Here is a 20720-nt window from a genome sequence, read left to right on the forward strand (position 1 = left end):
TCTCAGGCGGAGGGCGCACCACCCCCGCCCCGCAGCAGCGACTCGAGCTCCTCGGCGCCCAGCAGCCGCTCGGGGCGGACCGTGACCCCCGCCGCGACGTAGAAGAACGCCGCGCGCACCCGGTCGAGGGGCTTGCCGGTCCACCGCGACCACGCGAGGCGGTAGACGGCGAGCTGCAGCTCACGCGCCGCAGCGCCCGCGGCGTCGGCGGGCGGCCGGCCGGTCTTCCAGTCGACCACCACCACGCCGCCGTCCGGCTCGGGGAAGACAGCGTCGATGCGCGAGCGCAGCACGACGCCGCCGACGGGCGTCTCGACGTCCACCTCGACCGCAGACGGCGTGCGCGACGCCCACGGTGACGCGAGGAACGCCTCCTGCAGCGCGGCCAGGTCGAGCACGTCGGCGGCCTCGTCGCCAGCCCCGGGCAGCGCGTCGACGTCGACCAGGGCCGCGCGCCCGTAGTACCGCTCGACCCAGGCGTGGAACGCGGTCCCCCGCCGGGCGTGGGTCGACGGCGCGAGCGGCACGGGTCGGCGCAGCTGGAGCGCGAACGCGTCGCGGTCAGCCGCGAGGCGGACCAGGGCGGACGCCGACAGGTGCGCGGGAAGGGCGACGCCCGACTGCTCCGCCCGGCCCCGGCGCCGCTCCTCGAGCAGCAGCTCCACGGTCTGCTCGAGCTCCGAGGCGGGACGCGCACCGCTCTGGCCCGCGGCACCGGTCCCGAGCGCCGGACCCTCGCCGCCGCCGGACCGCACCGCCGCCGCGGCCGCCGCCAGGGCGGCGTGCCGCCGCTCCCCGAACGGCGCGGGTGAGGGCCACGTCGGCGCGGCGGCGACCGGCGGCGGCGGCTTCTGCGGCGTGCGCGGCACGCCGTCCTCGTCGGGCGCGGCCGGGTCGGGCGCCCACTCGAGGACACAACCGGGACCGACGGTCTCGACCACCTCGGTGAGGAACACCGACGGCGGCGTCGGGCGCTGCGCGTCGCGCCACACGGACCCGGACACGAACAGGTGCCGCCGCGCGCGGGTGAGGGCGACATACGCGAGCCGCCGCTCCTCGTCCAGCTGGTGGGCCCCGTGGTCGGCGACGTACTGCTCGATCCGCTCCGCGGCGTCACGACGGTCCGTCGCCACCGAGAGCTCGACGTCCGGCAGGCTGTCTCGGTCGCCGCGCAGGCTCGTCGGCAGGGCCCCGCGGTCCTTGACCCAGCCGGACGTGCGCGGGCTCATGGGGAACGTCTTCGCGACCATGCCGGGCACCGCCACGACGTCCCACTCGAGCCCCTTCGAGGCGTGCACGGTCAGGAGCTGGACCGCGCCGGGGTCCATGTCGCCGACCGGGGCCTCCAGCCCGCGCTCCTCGCGCTGGGCCGCGTCGAGCCACGCGAGGAACGCGCCCAGCGTCCCGCCCTCCGTGTCGCTGAACCCGGCAGCGACCGAGCGGAAGGCGTCGAGGTTGGCCCGGGCGGTGCCGGGTGCGATGCCCGGGCGCGCCGCGACCTCGATGTCCAGCCCGAGCAGGCGCTCAGCCTCGGCGACCAGGTCGACCACCGGCAGGAAGGTCAGCCCGCGCAGCGCCCGGAGCAGCGTGCCGAGGTCGGCCAGGCGCGCCCGACCCGGCGCCGACAGCTCGCGTCCGCGACGGCTCACCCAGCCGGCGGGGGGCAGGGCGTCGAGCGCGTCGACGATGCTCCGCTCGTCGAGGACGTCGGGACCGCTCGTGCCGCGTCCCTGCCGCGGGTGCTGGTCCTGGCCCGCCTCGCGCGACCAGTCGCCGAGCGCGTGCAGGTCCGCCAGGCCGAGCCGGGCCCGCGGGCCGGTGAGCAGCCGCATCAGCGAGTCGCCGCGTGACGGGTCGTGCGCCGCCTCCAGGGCCGCCACCAGGTCGACCACCTCGGGCGCGCTGAGCAGCCCGCCCAGGCCCACCACCTCGACCGGCAGCCCGGCGTCGAGCAGGGCCGCCTGCAGCGGCGCGAACTGCGAGCGCTTGCGGCACAGCACCGCGGCCGTCCGCGGCTCCGCGGTCCCGGTGCCGTCGTCGGGGCGGGTCCGTCGCTCGCGCACGAACTCCGCGACCGCGCGCGCCTCGTCCTCGATCGTCTCCAGGTACGCGGCGACGACCTCACCGGCGCCCGCGCCCGGCCGGGCCCGCAGCTCGGGCAGGCTCACCCCGGCGCCCCGCTCCGCGGCCGCGCGCAGGGGGGCCGCCGTCGCGTTGGCGACGCGCAGCACCTGCTCGTCGTTGCGCCACGACGTCGACAGGGCGCGGTGGGCCGCGGGGACCGGGCCGTCGGGCCCCGATCGCAGGGGGAAGTCCAGCGGGAAGCGCTCGAGCCCCCCGGCGCTCGCGCCGCGCCAGCCGTAGATCGACTGGTGGGGGTCGCCGACGGCGGTGACCGGGTGCCCGAGGCCGTCGCCAGCGCCGCCGAAGAGGTGCCGCAGGAGGCTGAGCTGCGCCACCGAGGTGTCCTGGTACTCGTCCAGGAGCACGACGGCGAAGCGCGCCCGCTCACCGGCGCCCACGTCGGGGACCTCGCGGGCCAGGCGCGCGGCGAGGGCCACCTGGTCGGCGAAGTCGACGAGGTCGCCCTCGCGCTTGCGCGCGGTGAACTCCTCGACGAGGTCGACGAGCCGGGCGCGCAGGGCCAGCGAGGCGCCGACCTCCCGCACGAGCTTCTCGTCCTTGGCGCGGGCCGTGCCCGGCGGCAGCGCCGCGAGGCGGTCGACCAGCCGCGCCGCCTCGTCGCGCAGCCGGTCCGGCTCCACGAGGTGCTCGGCGAGCCCGCCCGCGAGGTCGAGGACGGCGGCCGTGACGGTCGACGGCGCGAGGTCCACGTCCAGGTCACCGGCCCAGTGCTCGACGACGTCGTGCGCGAGCTGCCACCGCGCCGCCTCGCCGAGCAGGCGCGACGACGGCTCGATGCCGAGGCGGAGCGCGTGGTCGCCCACGAGCCCGGCCGCGTAGGAGTTGTACGTCGAGATCGTCGGCACGACGAGCGTGGGCTGGTCCAGGTCGCGGCGCGAGACCAGCCGCAGCGCCCGCAGCCGGCGCCGGACCCGCTCGGACAGCTCCCCCGCCGCCTTGCGCGTGAAGGTCAGGCCGAGCACCTGGTCGGGCTGCACGAGGCCGTTCGCGATGAGGTGGACCACCCGCGCCGACATCGTCTCCGTCTTGCCCGACCCCGCCCCGGCCACGACGAGCAACGGCTCCAGCGGCGCCTCGATGACGGCGACCTGCTCGGGTGTCGGCTCGGGCAGGCCGAGCATCCGCGCGACGTCGGCGGCGCCGAGCCGCACGGGCGCCTCGGCGGGCCCACCGGCCGGCACGGCCCCGGCGTCCGCCGCGAGCTCCGTGAGCGTCATGCGCCCACCACCCGCCCCTCGGGCTGGGCGGGGCACGAGCGCGCCACCGGGCAGCGCCGGCACAGGTCGTTGGTCGTGGCCGCCATCGCCGACGCGCTGACCGTCGTGGCGACGTCGTCGAGGAGGCGCCGGGCCCAGTCGGGCTCGGCGTCGCGCTCCGGCGCCGCCTGCTCGCGCACGGGTGGGCTCTTCTGCGTGGTGCCGACGTACACCAGGGCCGCACCGCCGGGACGCGCCTGGCCGACCCGCTCGGCGAAGGCGCCGGCGGCCACGGCCTCCTGGTAGGCCCCGAGCTGCGCGTGCCGCCCGGCGGCGTCCGCCGAGACGGTCGCGCGGCCGGTCTTCAGGTCGACGACCCGCACCCGGTCCGGGCCCTCGTCGTCCGCGGGCACGCGTTCGAGACGGTCGACCGTGCCGCGCAGGAGCACCCGGCCCACGCGCGCCTCGAACGGCTCCTCGACCGCCACCACGTCACCGGCGTCGCGCAGGTACCGCGCCAGGTGCCGGACCATGGCGTCCGCACGGCGGCGCTGGACGGAGCCGACCCAGCCGTCGCCCAGGCGCAGCTCGCCCCAGCGCTCGTCGAGGAGCGCGGCGAGCTCGGCCTCATCGCCCCGGGGCAGCGCGGCCGCGACGGCGTGGACGAGGGTGCCCAGGGACTGCTCGCCGGAGTCGGCGGCGGTGCCGCCGGCCGCCTCGAGCGCCCACCGCAGGGCGCAGGTCGCCGCCGACTCGATCTTCGACGGCGAGAGCGGGACCGGCCCGTCGGCCGGCCACAGGGGCGCCGACGTGGATGGCTCGCACACGCCGTACCACTGGGCCGGGTCCGCACCGGGCACGCCCTCCGCGGCCAGCCGGCGCAGGAGCGCCGCGGCCGGGTGGTCCGCGAGCGCCGGCTCCGCGAGCGGGCGGGCCAGCGCCGCGCCCTCGAGCGTCGCGCGGCAGCGCGCGACCACCGCGCGCAGGTCGAGCGGCGGCGGCACGGCTACGAGCCGCGGGTCGCCGGCGCCCTCGGCCGGGTCGGGGCCCAGGAGGTCCAGCAGCCCCGAGGGCTGGTGGTCGGTGTCCTGGACGGCGGTCACGAGCAGGCGCCGCCGCGCGCGCGACACGGCCACGGCGAAGGCCCGAAGCTCGTCGTCGAGCACCGCCGCGCGGGCCTCGGCCGAGACCGCCGGCACGGAGGCACCGGGGGCGGCGGCCGAGGCGGCAGGGACCGCCCGGCCCGCGAGGAGCTCGACCAGGTGCTGGGCACCGAGCAGCGAGTCGCGCAGCCGCAGGTCCGGCCAGATCCCCTCCTGGACGCCCGCGACGACGCAGACGTCCCACTCACCGCCCGCGGCTGCCGCCGCCGTCAGGACGGGCACGGACTCCTGGACGTCGCCCTGGGCCGCGAGCGAGTCCGCCGGCAGGTCCTGCGCGCGCAGGTGGTCGAGGAACGCGGTCGGGGGCGCCATCGGCAGGCGGTCGACGAACTGCTCGGCGGCCTTGAACAGCGCCAGCACCGCGTCCAGGTCCCGGTCGGCGCGGGCGCCGCCGGTCCCGCCCGCGAGCGCCCGCCGGCGCCACGGCTCCGCGAGGTCCGCCGCCGACCACAGCGCCCAGAGCACGTCGAGGACCCCGGCCCCCGCCGCACCGGCCGCCTCGCGCCCGGCGCCGATCACGCGCGCGAGGCGCTGCACCGGGCGACGCACCTGCACCGGCAGGGTGGCGGACCGCTCGGGTGCGCCGAGCGCCTCCACCAGCAGCTCGTCGCTCGACCTGTCCCCGCCACCCGCGAGCTCCTCGGCCCGCAGGGCCCGGCGCACGCGCCGCAGCCCGACGGCGTCGATCCCGCCCAGCGGCGAGACCAGTAGCTCCGCCGCGAGCTCGGCGTCGAGCTCACGGGGGCTGAGCACCGCCCCGAGCGCGAGGAGCAGGGGCCGCACGGCGGGCTCGGCGCGCAGCGCGACGTCGCTGCCCACGACGGCGACGGGCACCTGGGCCGCCAGCAGGGCGCGGCGGAGCTCGGTCACCTGCCCGCCCGACCGCACCACGACGGCCATCCGGCTCCACGCCACGCCGTCGTGCAGGTGCGCCGAGCGCAGCGCGTGCGCGACGTAGGCGGCCTCCTGGGCGGGCGAGCGCAGGAACCGCACGGTGACCTCGCCGTCGTGCGCCCCGGGCGCGGGCGCCGCGGCCCGCTGGCTCCGGCCGGGCCCGCGGATCTCGCGCGTCACCGCACGCACCACGTCGCGCAGCGCGCCCCCGTGCCGCCACACGGTCCCGAGCACCACCTCGTCCGCGCCGAAGGCCCCCAGCCCGGAACCCGGCGCGGCGCCCGCCCGCTCGGCCAGACCCGGGGTCGCACCGCGGAAGGTCTGGACGGCGGCGTCCGGGTCCGCGAGCAGCACGAGGTCGGCGCCGCCGGCGACCAGGACGTGCAGCAGCCGTGCCGTGGCCGCCGTGGTCTCCTGGTAGTCGTCCACGACGACGAGCCGCCAGGACGGGCGCGGAGCGCCGGGCACCTCCTGCTCCCAGGCGTGGAGGGCCTCGGCGGCCTCGTCCACCACGACGGCGGCGTCGTACCGGGCGCCGGCGTCCGGCGTCCCCGAGCGCAGCCGCGTGACGTCCAGGTACTCGGCGTAGACGGCGGCGGCCGAGACCCACTCGGGCCGCCCGTGCTCCTCGCCGAGGCGTGCCAGCTCGGCCGGGCGCAGGCCGCGCTCCGCCGCCCGCATCAGCAGGTCCCGGAGCTCGTCCCGGAAGGCGCGCAGGCCGACCGCGGCCGCCGGCACGCGCGCCGGCCAGGCCACCCGCGCCCCCTCGCCCGCCGCGTGACCCGCGAGCAGCTCCGCCAGGACGAGGTCCTGCTCCGGGCCGGAGATCAACGTCGGCGCGGGCTCACCGAGGAGCGAGGCACGCGCGCGCAGGATCGAGAAGGCCGCGGACGCCGGCGTGCGCACCACGGGCTGCCCCGTGGTCCGGCCCAGGCGCGCCGAGAGGTCGTCGCGCAGGCGCGCCGCGGCGCGTCGCGTGGGCGCGAGCACGAGCACGTCCTCGGTGCGCACCTCGCCCGACGCCACGCGCTCGGCGACGAGCGCGAGCGCCGTCGTCGTCTTGCCGGTGCCCGCGGCCCCGCGGACCAGCAGCGCCGGCCCGCGGTGCTCGACGACACGCCGCTGGTCCGCGTCCGGCGCGAGCGCGGCCGTGCGGACCGGCGGGGGAACCAGGGTGACCGTCACGCGCACGATCCCATCACGCGCCACCGACACCCCGGACCGCCCCCTCGGCGGCCCACGCCCGCGGACCGTCCGTCCTCCCTGTCGCCCCACCGCACCGGCCGGGCATGCTGCGGGGATGGAGCACCCCAGCACCGGACCGACGACGGCCGCGCCGCCCGCCGGCGACACCTACACCTTCGGGGACACGCCGACGGCGGCACGACGGCTCGCCCTGCTGGCCGAGGTCTTCGACCCGCCGACCCGGTCGCTCCTGGCGAGCTGGCGACCGGAGGCGCCGGGGCTGGCCGTCGACCTGGGGTGCGGACCCGGCCACACGACCCGTCTGCTGCACGACGTCGGCGCCGCGCGACGCACCGTAGGTCTGGAGCGCTCCGCGGAGTACGTCGCCCGCGGCCGAGCGGGCCTGCCGGCGGGCGCGGAGATCGTGGAGCACGACGTCACGGTCGCGCCGCTCCCCGTGCCACCGGTGGATCTGGCCCTCGCACGCTTCCTGCTCACGCACCTCGCGGACCCGGGCGGCGCGCTGGCGGTGTGGACCTCCGCACTCGCGCCCGCCGGTCGGCTGCTGGCCCAGGAGACCGCGCACATGTCGTCCGCCGACCCGGTGCTCGCGCGCTACTACGAGCTCGTCGCGCAGCTGCAGCGCCACCACGGGCAGGCCCTGGACATCGGCGCCCGCCTGGCCGACCTCGCGCGGGCGACGCCGGGCACGCGCGTCCTGCACGCGGACGTGGTGCCGCTGCGCCCCGCCGTGCCCGCGATGGCGGCGCTGCACGCGATGAACGTGCGCACGTGGCGGACGGACCCGTACGCGGCGGCGGCGTTCGACCCCGTGGAGCTCGACGAGCTCACGGACGCGCTCGACGCGCTCGCCGGGGGCGCGCACCCCACCGGCCCGGTCGAGATGGGCCTCGCCGAGGTGGTGCTGGAGCGGGTCGGGGACTGATCCGCTCCGGCCCGCGGACCCGCCGCCGGAGCGTCAGCCGGAGAACGGTCAGCCGGGGAACGGCCAGCCGTTGGCGACGCAGGGCGCGACGCCGACCGTCTGCTGCTGCATGATCGGCGCCGTCGCCCCGGGGGCCGGGCACTCGACGTGGCGCTTGCCCAGCAGGTGGCCTACCTCGTGGTTGACCAGGTACTGCCGGTACGTCGTGCGGTCGGCGAACTCGTCGGTCCCCTGCACCCAGCGCCGGACGTTGAGCACGGCGTGGCCCCGGGTGCCGCACGAGAAGAGGCCCTCGGTCTCGAGCGGCGCGCACATCTCGTCGACCAGCGACGGCGAGGCGAGGACCACGCGGATGTCGGCGGGCCCGTCCGTCCGCGCGAAGGTCACCGAGCCGTCGGCGCCCCACCCGCGCGGGTCGTTCAGCGTCGCCATCACGGTCTCGGCGAAGAGGGCGCCGTCGACCTCCAGACCGACCTCGACCTCCACGCGGATCGTCCGGACGGGGCGCTCCGGTGCCGGCGCGGCCACGCTCCCCGGCACGACGACGAGCGTGCCCGACGCCGACTCCGGGACGGCGGCCGCGAGCAGGCCCGCCTGCCGGTCGGCGAGCGTGAGACCCGCGGCGTCGACGGCGTTGGGGTCGAGCACGGCGGCGGCCGCCGGGGGCGCGGGCAGCGGCACGGTGGCGGGGGCGGCGGGCACGTCGCGCGGCACGGCGACACCGTCGGCCGTCCGCGCGACCCCCGTCGGGTCGGTCTCCGCGGAGGGCGCCGGCTCCGACGTCGAGGGTCCGTCCGCCCCGACCACGTCGCGCTCGAGGGCGCGCGCGACCGCGACGGTCGTCGGGCCCTGCGCCACGGCACCGGTTGCGACGCCGGCGCCGAGCCCGAGCAGCGCCGCCACCGCGAGTGCGCCCGCCGGCACGCGGCGCTCGAGCAGGCGGCGCACCGGGGCGCGGCCCCGGGGCGACGGGTCGACGTGGGAGGGCACCGACCCATGGTGACACCCGGGCGGCGAGTCCGGGTACCACGGCCGAGGTCCGGGCCCCGCCGCGTGGGAGCCCTCTCGCTAGCATCGGCGGATGACCAGTCCTGGGCACCGGCCCCGCGCCGCGCGCATGGATCGCGATACGCGACGCGCCCAGGTGCTCGCCGTCGCGCAGGACCTGTTCGCGCGCGAGGGCTATCACCACGTCTCGATGGACGACATCGCCGAGCGTGCCGAGGTCAGCAAGCCGGTGCTCTACCGCCACTTCCCGTCCAAGCTCGACCTGTACCTCGCCGTCGTCGACCACCGTGGCGAGGCGCTCGTGGCCGCCGTCGACGACGCCCTGGCGACGGCCGGCCGGGGTGACCAGCAGAACGGCCGCGCCGTCGTCCGCGGGATCGTCCAGGCCTACGTCGAGTTCGTGGAGCACGCCGGCGACTCCTTCTCCCTGCTGTTCGAGTCGGACGTGACCCGGGACAGCGGTGTGCGCTCGCGCGTCGAGCAGGCCTCCGCGGACGCCGCGCACGCGATCTGCCGGGCCCTGCGCGAGCTGGCCGGGCTGCCCCCGGAGCAGGCGGAGCTGCTGAGCTCGGCCCTCGTGGGCATGGCCCGGGTGGCCGCCACGACCCGCTACCGCTCGCGGGAGGTCGGCGTCGAGGACACCGTGGAGCTGGTCACCCAGCTCGCCTGGCGCGGCGTCGCGGGCCTGGTCCGCGACCGCGAGTCCCCCGAGCCCACCGGCACGTGACCGGCGCCCCGCCGGGCGCGCGGCGTGATCAGCCCTGCGCGGACAGGGCGGGCCGAGCCCGCCGGGCCTGCCTAGGATGAACGGCAGGCAGGACGCAGGCACGACGGCGACAGACGGAGGCGATGGGCGTGGAGATCACGATCGGTGTGCAGCACGTAGCACGGGAGCTGGTGCTGGAGACCGACCAGACCTCGGACGACGTCGTCAAGGGCGTGCTCAAGGCGCTCGAGGTGGGCGCGCCCGTCGAGCTGACGGACACCCGCGGCCGCCGCGTCGTGGTCCCGGCGTCCGCGGTGGGCTACGTCGAGATCGGCGGCGACGAGAAGGGCAAGGTCGGCTTCCACAACCTCTGACGAGGCCGGCCGACCTCAGGGCGTGAGCCCGAGGCGCTCCATGCGGCGGCTGTGCTCGGCCGTGAGGGCGGAGAACAGCCGCTGCTGGGCGTCGCCGGGTGTGCCGACCTCGAGCAGGCCACGCAGGTCTGGGTGGTCCGCCAGGACGCGCTGCACGACGCCGAGCGCCTCGCCGACCAGGCGCCGTCCCCACAGCGCGAGGCGGGACGCGAGCGTCGGGTCCTGCGCGGCCGCGGCCGCGAGGGCGTCCACGACGAGCTCCGCGTACGCCTCGTCGGCGAGTACGTCGACCACCATGTCGCGCGTGTCAGGGTCGAGCCGCTGCGCGACGATCCGGCTGAAGTCGTCGGCCACGCCGTAGCCGACGTAGCCCTTGAGCAGCCGCTCCCACCAGGTCCCCGGGGCGGTGCGCTGGTCGAACTCGACGAGCACGCCCGCGAACGGCGCCATGACCGGCTCGAGGTCGTGGCCGAGCTCCTCCAGGCGCTCGGCCACCCGGTCCAGCCGACGCAGCGCGAGGCCGGCCAGGCGGCTCAGGCGCAGACGCTGCGAGAGCTCGGGCGCGAGGGCGGCGTCGGCCGCCAGCCTCGAGAACGCCGCGAGCTGGCCGTACGCGATCATCCCGAGCACCGCGTTCGTGCTCTCGGCGGAGGCCGGATCGGCTGCCGCGACGCCGTCCTGCGCGATCGCGGAGCCCGCCGTCGCCGGGCTCGCTGAGGGATCGGGGGCCACGGGGATGGTCATCGCACCAGGCTAGCCGCGCGCGCCCGGCGCGCCGCCCCGTCGCGCCGGGCGCGCGCCAAGGCATGTCCGGTAGCATGACTTCGTACATCGGTTGACCGGTCGTCCCGACATCCTCGCCCGCGAGCGCACGCTGCACCCGAGAACCACCCCCGAACCACCGCAGCGCGACGCCCCGCCAGGGCGGCGCCTTCCACGATCGGCTGCCGGCCCCCGCCCGCGGCGCGGCCCGCTCCCGGTGCGACGCGACGTCGCCCGATGCGTGTGGCCCCTCGGGCCGACCACCGGAGAACCATGACGACGAGCACCACCGAGCCGTTCGTGCCCGAGCAGCCCGAGGCGGCCGACGCCGCCTCGGTCCAGGACCAGGACCAGGTCCAGGGCCAGGGCCAGGGCACGACGAGCCAGAGCGTGCAGAGCACGCAGAACCCCTCCTTCGCCGAGTTCGGGATCCGCGAGGACATCGTCCGCGCGCTCGCCGACGCCGGCATCACGCACCCGTTCCCGATCCAGGCGATGACCCTGCCGGTCGCCCTGTCGCGGCACGACATCATCGGCCAGGCCAAGACGGGTACCGGCAAGACCCTCGGCTTCGGACTCCCCCTGCTCGAGCACGTCGTCGCCCCCGGCGAGGAGGGCTTCGAGCAGCTCCCCGCCCCGGGCAAGCCGCAGGCGCTCGTCATCGTGCCGACGCGCGAGCTCGCGGGGCAGGTCGCCGGAGACCTGCAGACGGCGTCGAAGCACCGCAAGGTCCGCGTGGTCCTGCTCTACGGCGGCCGGGCCTACGAGCCGCAGGTCGAGGCGCTCTCGCGCGGCGTCGAGGTCGTCGTCGGCACGCCGGGACGCATGATCGACCTGATGAACCAGGGGATCCTGGACCTCACCCGGGTGCGCACCGTGGTGCTGGACGAGGCCGACGAGATGCTCGACCTCGGCTTCCTGCCCGACGTCGAGAAGCTGCTCACGCGCACGCCGGCGTCGCGCCACACCATGCTGTTCTCGGCCACGATGCCCGGTGCGGTCGTCGCGATGGCGCGCCGGTACATGACGCAGCCGACCCACATCCGCGCGCAGGACCCCGACGACGGCGGCGCGACGCTCAAGGCGATCAAGCAGGTCGTCTACCGGGCGCACGCACTGGACAAGGTCGAGGTGCTCGCGCGGATCCTCCAGGCCCGCGGCCGCGGCCTGACCATCGTCTTCGCACGCACCAAGCGGACGGCCGCCAAGGTCGCGGACGACCTCGCCGAGCGCGGCTTCGCCGCCGGGGCGATCCACGGCGACCTGGGCCAGGGCGCGCGTGAGCAGGCGCTGCGCGCGTTCCGCTCCGGCAAGATCGACGTCCTGGTCGCGACGGACGTCGCCGCGCGCGGCATCGACGTCGACGACGTCACGCACGTCATCAACTACCAGTGCCCCGAGGACGAGAAGACCTACCTGCACCGCACCGGCCGCACGGGCCGCGCCGGGCGCACCGGCACCGCGGTGACGTTCGTCGACTGGGACGACGTCCCGCGCTGGGGCCTCATCGACCGGGCGCTCGACCTCGGCTACCCCGAGCCGGTCGAGACGTACTCCAGCTCGCCGCACCTCTACACCACCCTCGACATCCCCGAGGGCACGAAGGGGCGCCTGCCCAAGGCCGCCCAGACGCGCGCCGGCCTCGACGCCGAGGTGCTCGAGGACCTCGGCGAGACCGGCAAGCGCCAGGCGAAGAGCGGCGGCCGGCCCGACGCCGGTCGAGGCGACGGCCTGCGTGGCGGTCGCGGTGACGGCGGTCGCGGTGAGCGGCGCGACGGCGGTCGCGGCGAGCGCTCCGGCGAGCGCGGGGAACGCGGCGGTGAGCGCGGCGAGCGCGGTGAGCGCGGCGGACGGCGTGGCGAGGCGCGCGGCGCGCGCGAGCACGCCCCGCGCACGGACGGCGCAGCCGCCGACGTGACCGAGGCCGGCGGCGGTGCCCCGAGCGAGGGCGGCGAGGCAGCGCGCAAGCGCTCCCGCAACCGCCGTCGGACGCGCGGCGGGCGCCCGGGGACCGGCTCCGAGGCGACGACGAGCGCAGCCGGCCCCAGCGAGGGCTGAGCACCGATCGACCAGACCCCCGGGCCGCGAGGCTCGGGGGTCTCGTCGTCCCGGGCCGTACTGCCGGCGCGCTCCACGGCGCCGTCGGTCACCTGACCGCGCCGGTTCCCGGCAGGATCGGGGCATGAGCCTCTACGCGGAGCACCCGGCCCGACGCACGCGACAGCTGATCGGTGACGCGGCGGTGGTCGCCTGGGTGGCCGCCTGGATCTGGGCGGGCGTGGTCGTCCACGACCTCGTGGCGGCGCTGGCGGCGCCCGGCCGGACCATGGCGGATGCCGGGACGTCGCTCGAGCAGGGTCTGCGGGGGGCGGGCGACGGCGTCGCCGAGGTGCCGCTGATCGGTGACGAGCTCCGCGCCCCGCTCGACGCCGCCGGGGACGCCGCCGGCACGCTGACGCAGGCGGGCGTCGACCTGCAGGAGGGCGTCGCGCAGGCCGCGGTCCTCGCCGGGTGGTCGGTCGCGCTGTGGCCGGTGCTCCTCGTGGCCGGCACGTGGGTCGCGCTCCGCGTCCGCTTCGCCCGTCGCTCGGCGAGCGCGCGTCGCCTCGTCGCCGCCGGGACCGACCTCGACCTGTTCGCCCTGCGTGCGCTCGCCCGCGCTCCCCTGACGACGCTGAGCCGGGTGAGCGACGACCCCGCCGGCGACTGGCGCCGCGGCGACGAGACCGTCGTCCGCGCGCTCGCCGCCCTGGAGCTCCGGCACGCCGGGGTACGCCTCCCGCCGGCCTGAACCAGCGCGCGGACCCATCCCCGCCCACGACTCCGGCCCGCCTCGCACCGCTCCGGCGTCTTCGCGGCTCCCCGCGCACCACTCCGGCGTCCCTGCGCACCGCTGGGCCGCCGCCAGGTCGTGCCGCGAGCCGATACCCCGCTGCTCAGAGGGTGCTGCTCAGAAGGGTGGGGGTGGGTAGAGGTCGATGCGCTCGTCGTAATCGCTGGGTGGTCGCGGTGGGACCGGTGGCGGTGCGTGCTCGGGCGCGCGGGGGTAGATCCGGCCGGTGGGTGAGCGCCACAGGGTCGTGCCGTCGGCCTCGCGGTGCGGTGTCCACCCGGCGTGGGTCTTGGCCCGGTGGTGGTGGCGGCACAAGGCCTGCAGGTTCGCCACGCTGGTCTGGTCGCGTTCACCCTCGCGAGCCTGCGGGTCCGGACCAACGCCCGGATCGGGCGCCTCACCCGTCCCCCGCTGCTCGTCGTCGGGGCGGTAGGGCACAACATGGTCGATATCGCAGCGCGCGGCGGGCATCCGGCACCCAGGGAAGGTGCACGTCACATCCCGCAGCACCACCACGTCGCGTTGCGCCTGGGTCGGGGTGTAGCGGCGCGTCGAACGGGCCAGCGGCGCACCGCTCCACGCGTCGGTCAGCAACGGCTCCCACGTCGAGCGGGCGGCGATCCGCCGGGCCATCTGCGGTGGGATCGGCCCGTACCCGGCGAGCTCGCCCGGCTCGTGGCTGAGCCCCAGCAGCGTGGCCGCCGAGGCGGTCACCGCCAGGTGGGGGCGGCGACCCTGCCGCACCGGCAACGGCGTCCCGTCGGGGTGGACCCCGGCGTCCAACCAGCGCGTGGTCACGTCCACCAGCGCGTCGGCGCGGCGCTGGTCCAGCGTCCGCGCATCGCCCGGCGACGCGTCCCCCGCCAGGGCGGTCAGGCCGGTGTGGATCGCCACCGCCTCGTCGGCGGGCAGGTACGCGCTCAACCACGCCATCGCATCCGGCGCCGGGTGCAGCTCGACTCGCCGCTGCTCGCGCGCCCGGACATGGCGCTTGTGCGCACCGTCGGGATCGCGGCACAGCTCCAGGCGCCGCAGCCGGCCCCGCAGCTGCGGGGCGGTGCACGAGCCCGCACCGGGCAGCACCGCCGCGGCCACGTCCTGCGCCACCTCGTCGGGCACGTGCGCGAGCTCCTCGCACAGCACCGTCGCCCGCCGCACGTCGACCTGGCCACCCGCCAGCGCGTCCGCGGCCGCGGGGATCCGGCCCAGGCCCACGGCCAAGGCGACCTTCTCCTCCGCGACGCGGCGCGTCACCGACAACGCCACCGCGACCTCCTCGGCCAGGAACTCCCCGCGCGCACCGCGCTCACGTGAGGCCAGCTCGGCGATCACCCGAGCCTGCCCGGCGACCGCCCACGAGACCACCCGCTCCCACGCGGCGAGCGCCTCCACCAGGCCCGCCTCGTCGACGTCGGCCGGCTCCAACCCCGCCAACCGCTCGGCCAACCCCACGCCCGGCGCCGCCTCGGCGAGCTCCGCCGCGACCGCGTGACACACCGCCCACACCCACGCCTCCACCTGCGGATCCACCTCGCGGCCACCACCGGCACCACCGGGGCGCGGCGCACCGGCCGCACCACCGACAACCCGCGACCTGGACATACCGGCACACTACGGGCGACCACCGACACGACCCCGCGCCGGTGGCACCGCCGGGCAGCGGCCGATCCGCGTCACCTGCCCGCGCCGCGCGAACGACGCACGACGCCCGAACCAGGCACCACGCCCGAACCCCGACCGAGCCCTTACCCCGCTTCGACGAACGCGCGGATCGCGTCGGCCATGAGCTGCACGGCGATCGCCGCGAGCAGCAGACCGGCGATCCGGGTCACGAGCGTGACCCCGCTGTCCTTGAGGACTCGCTGGATGACGCCCGCGAAGCGCATCGAGAGCCACAGGCACACGTGGACGCCGACGACGGCGAGCCCGATCGCCACCCAGTCCGCCGGCTCGCGCGCCCCCTGGACGAAGACCATGGTCGCGACGATCGCGCCGGGGCCGGCGAGCAGGGGGGTGCCGAGCGGCACGAGCGCGACGTTGACGCCCTGGTTGCCGGAGGGCTGCGGCTCCTCGGACTTGCCCGTGAGGAGCTCCATGGCCACGAGGAGCAGCAGCAGCCCGCCGGACGCCTGCAGCGCGGGCAGCGAGATGTGCATGTAGGCGAGGAGCTGCTGGCCGAACAGCGCGAACGAGACGATGACGCCGAACGCGACGAGGATCGCCTGCCGGGCCGCCCGGTTCCGCTGGTGCCGGGTCATCGTCCCGGTGAGCCCGAGGAAGATCGGCACGGTGCCGGGCGGGTCCATGATGACGAAGAGGGTGATGAACGCCGAGGCGAGCAGCTGCCCGTCGACGACGGCGCTCACGGGCGGACCACGGGCAGCAGACCGCGGGCCTCGATCGCCTCGAGCACCTCGGGCGACGTCGTGAACTCCCCGAGGAGGTTCGGCTTCCCGGCCCCGTGGTAGTCGCTCGACCCCGTGACCAGCAGACCGGCGTCGGCCGCGATCCCGGCGAGCCGACGCCGCTGGGACTCGTCGTGGTCCCGGTGGTCGACCTCGAGCCCGAGCAGACCGGCATCGACGAGCCGACCGATCGCGTCGTCGCTGAGGATGCGACCGCGCACGTGGGCGCCGGGGTGGGCCAGCACGGGGACGCCGCCCGCGGCGCGCACGAGACGCACGGCCGTCTCCGCGTCGGGCGCGTAGTGCGGCACGTAGTAGGGCGAGCCGACGGCGAGCACCGTGGCGAACGCGGCCGAGCGGTCGGGCACGTGCCCCTTGGCGGCGAGCGCGTCGGCGATGTGGGGACGGCCGACGGTCGTGCCCGGCACGGTCTGGGCCTCGACGTCGTCCCAGGTGAGGTCGAGGTCCGCCGCGATCAGGTCCACCATCGCCCGGGCCCGCTGGAGCCGCGCCTCGCGCGTGCGCTCCGCCTCCGCGAGGAGGCCGGGGTGGGTGGGGTCGTGCAGGTAGCTCAGGAGGTGGACGCTCATCCGGCCGTCGACGAGGCACGAGACCTCCGCCCCGCGGACCAGGGCGACCCCGTGGCGCGGCACCGCGGCCTCGGCCTCGGCCCACCCGCGGGTCGTGTCGTGGTCCGTCAGCGCGACGACGTCGAGCCCGGCCGCGGCCGCCGCCGCGACGAGCTCGCCCGGTGCGTCCGTACCGTCCGACGCCACCGAGTGGGTGTGGAGGTCGATGCGCACCGGACAAGGATAGGTGCGCGCGGGACCGCACCTGCCGCCGAGGGTCCCGGCAGTGCGAGCATGGGTGCATGGCAGACCAGCACCGCACCGACCAGCACAGCGCGTCCGACCCGGCGGCCGCCGGGGCGCTCGCTCCCGCGCCGCCGACGGCGACGTCGCCCGACCCTGCCGCGGAGCCCGGGACGACCGAGCAGCCCCTCGCCGACCGCGGCTCCAACCGGTCGCAGCGCCCGACGTCGGAGGCGTTCCTCGCGTTCGTCGCCGACCGGTGGGCGGACCGCCCGGAAGGCCCCGCCGGACCGCTGCCGTCGGCCTCGTGGGCCGCGGCACGCCGCGCCGCGATCTCGGCGCTCTTCCCGGGCGAGCGCCTCGTCGTGCCCGCCGGCCCGCTGAAGACGCGCTCCAACGACACGGACTACCGCTTCCGGCCGCACTCCGCCTTCGCGCACCTCACGGGGCTGGGCACGGACCAGGAGCCCGACGCCGTGCTCGTGCTGCACCCGGTCGACGCCGGCCACGAGGCGGTCCTCTACTTCCGCCCGGCGTCCGGGCGCGACACGCAGGAGTTCTTCGCCGACTCCCGCTACGGCGAGTTCTGGGTCGGCGCCCGCCCCTCCCTGTCCGACCTCGCGGTCCTCACCGGCCTGACGACGGCGAACCTCGACGAGCTCGCCGCCGCTCTGGCCAAGGACGTCGGCGAGGACGGCGTGCGCGTGCGCGTGGTGCCCGGCGCCGACGACGCCGTGACCGCGCTGGTGGACGGGGTGCGCGAGCATGCGGCGGACGACCGCGACGCCCTCGACGCCGAGCTGGCGGAGGCCCTGAGCGAGCTGCGCCTGCTCAAGGACGAGTACGAGGTCGAGCAGATGCGCGCGGCGGTCGCGGCGACGATCGAGGGGTTCGCGCGCGTCGTGCGGAACCTGGGTCGGGCCGTGGGGCACGCGCGGGGCGAGCGCGTCATCGAGGCGACGTTCGACGGCCACGCGCGCGAGGCGGGGAACACGGTCGGGTACGAGACGATCGCCGCCGCGGGCGACCACGCGACGACGCTGCACTGGATCCGCAACGACGGCCGCGTCCGCCGGGGGGAGATGGTCCTCGTGGACGCCGGTGTGGAGGTCGACTCGCTCTACACGGCCGACATCACGCGCACGCTGCCGGTCGACGGCACCTTCACCGACGTCCAGCGCCGCGTCTACCAGGCGGTCCTCGACACGGCCGACGCCGCCTTCGCCGTCGCGCGGCCGGGCAGCCGGTTCCGCGACGTGCACGCGGCCGCGATGGAGGTGATCGCAGCACGCCTCGGCGAGTGGGGCCTGCTGCCGGGGACTGTCGAGGAGTCGCTCGCGCCCGAGGGCCAGTTCCACCGCCGCTGGATGGTGCACGGCACGAGCCACCACCTCGGCCTCGACGTGCACGACTGCGCCCAGGCACGCCGCGAGCTCTACCTCGACGCGGTCCTCGAGCCCGGCATGGTGTTCACGATCGAGCCGGGCCTGTACTTCAAGGCGGACGACCTGGCCGTGCCGGAGGAGCTGCGGGGCATCGGCGTGCGCATCGAGGACGACGTGCTCATCACCGCCGACGGCAACGAGAACCTCTCGGCGGCCCTGCCGCGGCGTCCCGACGACGTCGAGGCGTGGATGCGGAGCCTGATCGAGGCCTGACCGCCCGGATCAGGACCGGATCAGGACCGGATCAGGACTGCGGGCCGGCGGGCGGCTGCTGGGGCGGGTAGGGCGCCTGCCCCGGCGCCGGCTGCTGGGGCGGGTAGGGGTCCTGAGGCGCGGCCTGCGGCGGGACCTGGGTCTGCGGCGGGACGGCCTGCGGGTACGGGGCCTGCGGCGGCGCGGTGACCGGCGCCTGCTGCGGCACGCCCGGCACGCCCCCGGCGACGGTCGCCCCGATCTCGCCGAGCAGGGCGCGCGCCCGGTGCGCCTGCTCGCCCGCGCACAGGAGCGAGTAGGACGACGCGACGATCTGGCTCGACGAGGTGAAGTCGCGCTTGCCGCCCGTGAGGGCGTAGGAGATGACCGAGAAGAGGATGCCGAAGGCGGCACCGATCGCGATGGCCGGGAACAGCGGGAGCACGGCCCCCTCGGGGCTGGCGAAGAACGAGAGCAGCAGGCCGACGAAGAGGCCGAACCAGGCGCCCGACGCCAGGCCGGCGAGCGCGACGCGCGGGTACGTCAGGCGCCCCGTCACGCGCTCCACCATCTGCAGGTCCGTCCCGACGATCGTGACGTTCTGGACGGGGAACTCCTTGTCCGAGAGGTGGTCGACGGCGCGCTGCGCCTCGAGGTAGGTCGGGTAGCGCGCGACCTGCTCCCCCTTGGGCAGCGTCGGCACACCGGGCACCCTGGACGTCCCGTTCATCGTCATGGGCCGATTCTCGCCCAGGAGGCGTCGCACGGCCAGGGGGCGCGCCCCGGCCCGCGGCGGCCCCGGCCACTAGTCTGACGGCGTGAGCAGCGCCGTGACCCGGGTCTTCGTCGCGCGCCTCGCCGGCACCAGCGTCTTCGACCCGATCGGGGACCAGGTCGGGCGCGTGCGCGACGTCGTCGTGCTGCTCGCCGCGAAGGGCGCGCCGCGCGCGGTCGGCCTGGTGGTCGAGGTGCCGGGTCGCCGCCGCGTCTTCCTGCCGCTCACGCGCGTCACCAGCATCGACTCCGGTCAGGTGATCATCACCGGCCTGCTCAACCTGCGGCGCTTCGAGCAGCGCCCGTTCGAGACCCTGGTCATCGGCGAGCTGCTGGACCGGCACGTGGACCTGGCGGACGGCTCCGGCTCGGCCACCGTGGTGGACTGCGCCATCGAGCAGCAGCGCTCGCGGGACTGGCACCTGACCAAGCTGTTCGTCCGGCGCCAGCCCCCGGGCAAGGGCGCCCTCATCCGGCGGCGCGGCGAGACCCTCCTGGTCGACGTCGGCGACGTCCGCTCGCTCGCGCCGCGCGGCGCCCAGCGCGCCGACCTGCTCCTGGCCTCCTACGAGGACCTCAAGCCCGCCGACCTCGCCGACGTCATGCACACGCTCGGGTCCGTGCGCCGGATGGAGGTCGCGGCGGCCCTCGACGACGAGCGGCTCGCGGACGTCCTCGAGGAGCTGCCGGAGGACGACCAGGTCGCGATCCTGTCGGCCCTGAGCCTCGGCCGGGCCGCCGACGTCCTGGACGTCATGCAGCCGGACGACGCGGCCGACCTGCTCAGCGAGCTGCCCGTGGAGCAGGCCACGGAGCTCCTCGAGCTCATGGAGCCCGAGGAGGCCCGCGACGTGCGGCGCCTGCTCGCCTACGAGGACGACACCGCGGGCGGTCTCATGACCACCGAGCCCGTCGTCCTCGGCCCCGAGACGACGATCGCCGCGGCGCTCGCCCACGTGCGCCGGCGGGACCTCACGCCCGCGCTGGCGTCCATGGTCTTCGTCGTCCGCCCGCCGCTCGAGACGCCGACGGGGCGCTTCCTCGGCGTCGTGCACCTGCAGCGGCTCCTGCGCGAGGCGCCGCACGACCCCATCGGGGGCCTGCTCGACGCGGAGATCGAGCGGGTGGGCGTGGACGCGCCGCTGAGCCAGCTCACGCGCCTGCTCGCGACGTACAACCTGCTCGCGCTGCCGGTCGTGGACGACGAGCGCCGGCTGCTCGGCGCCGTCAGCGTCGACGACGTGCTGGACCACCTGTTGCCGCAGGACTGGCGCGAGAACGATGCCGAGGAGACCGACCGGGCGATGACCGAGCAGCGGGAGGCGGGGCGTGGCTGAGCGGCTCGACACCCCGAAGATCCCGCGCCGCTCGCTGCGGCCGACCATGGACCCCGACACCGTCGGGCGCCTCGCGGAGAGGTTCGCCCGGTTCATGGGGACGGGACGCTTCCTCGTCTACATGACCGTGTTCGTGATCCTGTGGGTCGCGACGAACGTCTTGGCCCTGTGGGGCCTGCAGTGGGACCCGTACCCGTTCATCCTGCTCAACCTCTTCTTCTCGGTGCAGGCCTCCTACGCGGCGCCGCTCATCCTGCTGGCGCAGAACCGCCAGGACGACCGCGACCGGGTGGCGCTGGAGCACGACCGGCAGCGGTCCGAGCGCTCGCTGGCCGACACCGAGTACCTGGCACGCGAGATGGCGGCGCTGCGCATCGCGCTCGGCGAGGTCGCGACGCGCGACTTCGTCCGCTCCGAGCTGCGCAACCTGCTCGAGGAGATGCAGGAGCAGCGCGAGGCCCGCGAGCACCCCGCCGAGGACGTCCCGGCCGACGGCCGCTGAGCCGCGGGCGGCCCGCCCGCGACGTCCCGGGGCGCACGCGC

At 76.6% G+C, this 20720-nt stretch carries 16 protein-coding genes; 8 read left to right on the plus strand and 8 right to left on the minus strand.

From position 1 onward, the window contains the following. Positions 1 to 2: 2 nt before the first annotated feature. Both H2O74_RS12650 and H2O74_RS12655 read right to left on the minus strand, forming a co-directional pair. Entirely contained in the window at positions 3 to 3362 is a 3360-nt protein-coding gene (locus tag H2O74_RS12650) for an ATP-dependent DNA helicase (RefSeq protein ID WP_182111905.1), read from the minus strand. After that, the gene (locus tag H2O74_RS12655; RefSeq protein ID WP_255491619.1) at positions 3359 to 6583 is read right to left on the minus strand and encodes an ATP-dependent DNA helicase; all 3225 of its coding nucleotides are present in this window, start codon (positions 6581 to 6583) and stop codon (positions 3359 to 3361) included. Before H2O74_RS12655 ends, H2O74_RS12650 begins: the two co-directional genes overlap by 4 nt. 115 nt (positions 6584 to 6698) lie before the next feature. Between H2O74_RS12655 and H2O74_RS12660 the strand changes: the two genes are divergently transcribed. Next, positions 6699 to 7529, plus strand: coding sequence for a class I SAM-dependent methyltransferase (locus H2O74_RS12660; protein ID WP_182111906.1), 831 nt, complete (start codon positions 6699 to 6701; stop codon positions 7527 to 7529). 48 nt (positions 7530 to 7577) lie between these two features. Here H2O74_RS12660 and H2O74_RS12665 read toward each other — a convergent pair whose 3' ends face one another. Continuing rightward, positions 7578 to 8519: a DUF3152 domain-containing protein gene (locus H2O74_RS12665; protein WP_255491620.1), complete on the minus strand. Its 942-nt coding sequence runs from the start codon at positions 8517 to 8519 to the stop codon at positions 7578 to 7580. Positions 8520 to 8610: 91 nt separating this feature from the next. Between H2O74_RS12665 and H2O74_RS12670 the strand changes: the two genes are divergently transcribed. Together H2O74_RS12670 and H2O74_RS12675 are read left to right on the plus strand one after the other, a co-directional pair. Next, complete coding sequence (locus tag H2O74_RS12670; protein ID WP_182111907.1) at positions 8611 to 9264, plus strand: TetR/AcrR family transcriptional regulator; 654 nt, start codon at positions 8611 to 8613, stop codon at positions 9262 to 9264. 122 nt (positions 9265 to 9386) lie between these two features. After that, a complete protein-coding gene (locus H2O74_RS12675; RefSeq protein WP_223148400.1) occupies positions 9387 to 9617 on the plus strand; it encodes a DUF3107 domain-containing protein in 231 nt (76 codons plus the stop codon). A 15-nt stretch (positions 9618 to 9632) separates the two neighbouring features. Here H2O74_RS12675 and H2O74_RS12680 read toward each other — a convergent pair whose 3' ends face one another. Further along, positions 9633 to 10361: a ferritin-like fold-containing protein gene (locus H2O74_RS12680; RefSeq protein WP_182111909.1), complete on the minus strand. Its 729-nt coding sequence runs from the start codon at positions 10359 to 10361 to the stop codon at positions 9633 to 9635. A gap of 291 nt (positions 10362 to 10652) precedes the next feature. Between H2O74_RS12680 and H2O74_RS12685 the strand changes: the two genes are divergently transcribed. Together H2O74_RS12685 and H2O74_RS12690 are read left to right on the plus strand one after the other, a co-directional pair. After that, positions 10653 to 12437 carry a DEAD/DEAH box helicase gene (locus tag H2O74_RS12685; protein ID WP_182111910.1) on the plus strand — a complete coding sequence of 595 codons (1785 nt, stop codon included), beginning with the start codon at positions 10653 to 10655 and terminating at the stop codon, positions 12435 to 12437. Positions 12438 to 12561: 124 nt separating this feature from the next. Beyond that, positions 12562 to 13170, plus strand: coding sequence for a hypothetical protein (locus H2O74_RS12690; RefSeq protein WP_182111911.1), 609 nt, complete (start codon positions 12562 to 12564; stop codon positions 13168 to 13170). Positions 13171 to 13329: 159 nt separating this feature from the next. On the opposite strand, the gene H2O74_RS12695 is transcribed toward H2O74_RS12690, so the two are convergent. The 3 genes from H2O74_RS12695 to H2O74_RS12705 form a co-directional block, all read right to left on the minus strand. Continuing rightward, positions 13330 to 14742, minus strand: coding sequence for an HNH endonuclease signature motif containing protein (locus tag H2O74_RS12695; RefSeq protein WP_182111912.1), 1413 nt, complete (start codon positions 14740 to 14742; stop codon positions 13330 to 13332). Between the two features lie 215 nt (positions 14743 to 14957). Further along, on the minus strand, positions 14958 to 15578 hold the full coding sequence (locus H2O74_RS12700; RefSeq protein WP_182111913.1) for a MarC family protein: 621 nt from the start codon (positions 15576 to 15578) through the stop codon (positions 14958 to 14960). Continuing rightward, the gene (locus tag H2O74_RS12705) at positions 15575 to 16420 is read right to left on the minus strand and encodes a PHP domain-containing protein (protein WP_182111914.1); all 846 of its coding nucleotides are present in this window, start codon (positions 16418 to 16420) and stop codon (positions 15575 to 15577) included. Before H2O74_RS12705 ends, H2O74_RS12700 begins: the two co-directional genes overlap by 4 nt. 68 nt (positions 16421 to 16488) lie before the next feature. On the opposite strand from H2O74_RS12705, the gene H2O74_RS12710 reads away from it, so the two are divergent. Next, positions 16489 to 18087, plus strand: coding sequence for an aminopeptidase P family protein (locus tag H2O74_RS12710; RefSeq protein WP_182111915.1), 1599 nt, complete (start codon positions 16489 to 16491; stop codon positions 18085 to 18087). A gap of 31 nt (positions 18088 to 18118) precedes the next feature. Here H2O74_RS12710 and H2O74_RS12715 read toward each other — a convergent pair whose 3' ends face one another. Beyond that, positions 18119 to 18802, minus strand: coding sequence for a general stress protein (locus tag H2O74_RS12715; protein WP_182111916.1), 684 nt, complete (start codon positions 18800 to 18802; stop codon positions 18119 to 18121). 82 nt (positions 18803 to 18884) lie between these two features. Here H2O74_RS12715 and H2O74_RS12720 point away from each other — a divergent pair, with 82 nt between their 5' ends. Both H2O74_RS12720 and H2O74_RS12725 read left to right on the plus strand, forming a co-directional pair. Further along, a complete protein-coding gene (locus H2O74_RS12720) occupies positions 18885 to 20177 on the plus strand; it encodes a magnesium transporter MgtE N-terminal domain-containing protein (protein ID WP_182111917.1) in 1293 nt (430 codons plus the stop codon). After that, positions 20170 to 20679 (plus strand): DUF1003 domain-containing protein, encoded by a 510-nt coding sequence (locus H2O74_RS12725; protein ID WP_220457963.1) that lies wholly within the window; start codon positions 20170 to 20172, stop codon positions 20677 to 20679. Before H2O74_RS12720 ends, H2O74_RS12725 begins: the two co-directional genes overlap by 8 nt. The last annotated feature ends 41 nt before the right edge of the window (positions 20680 to 20720 follow it).

Source organism: Actinotalea sp. JY-7876, from assembly GCF_014042015.1.
Lineage (GTDB): Bacteria > Actinomycetota > Actinomycetes > Actinomycetales > Cellulomonadaceae > Actinotalea.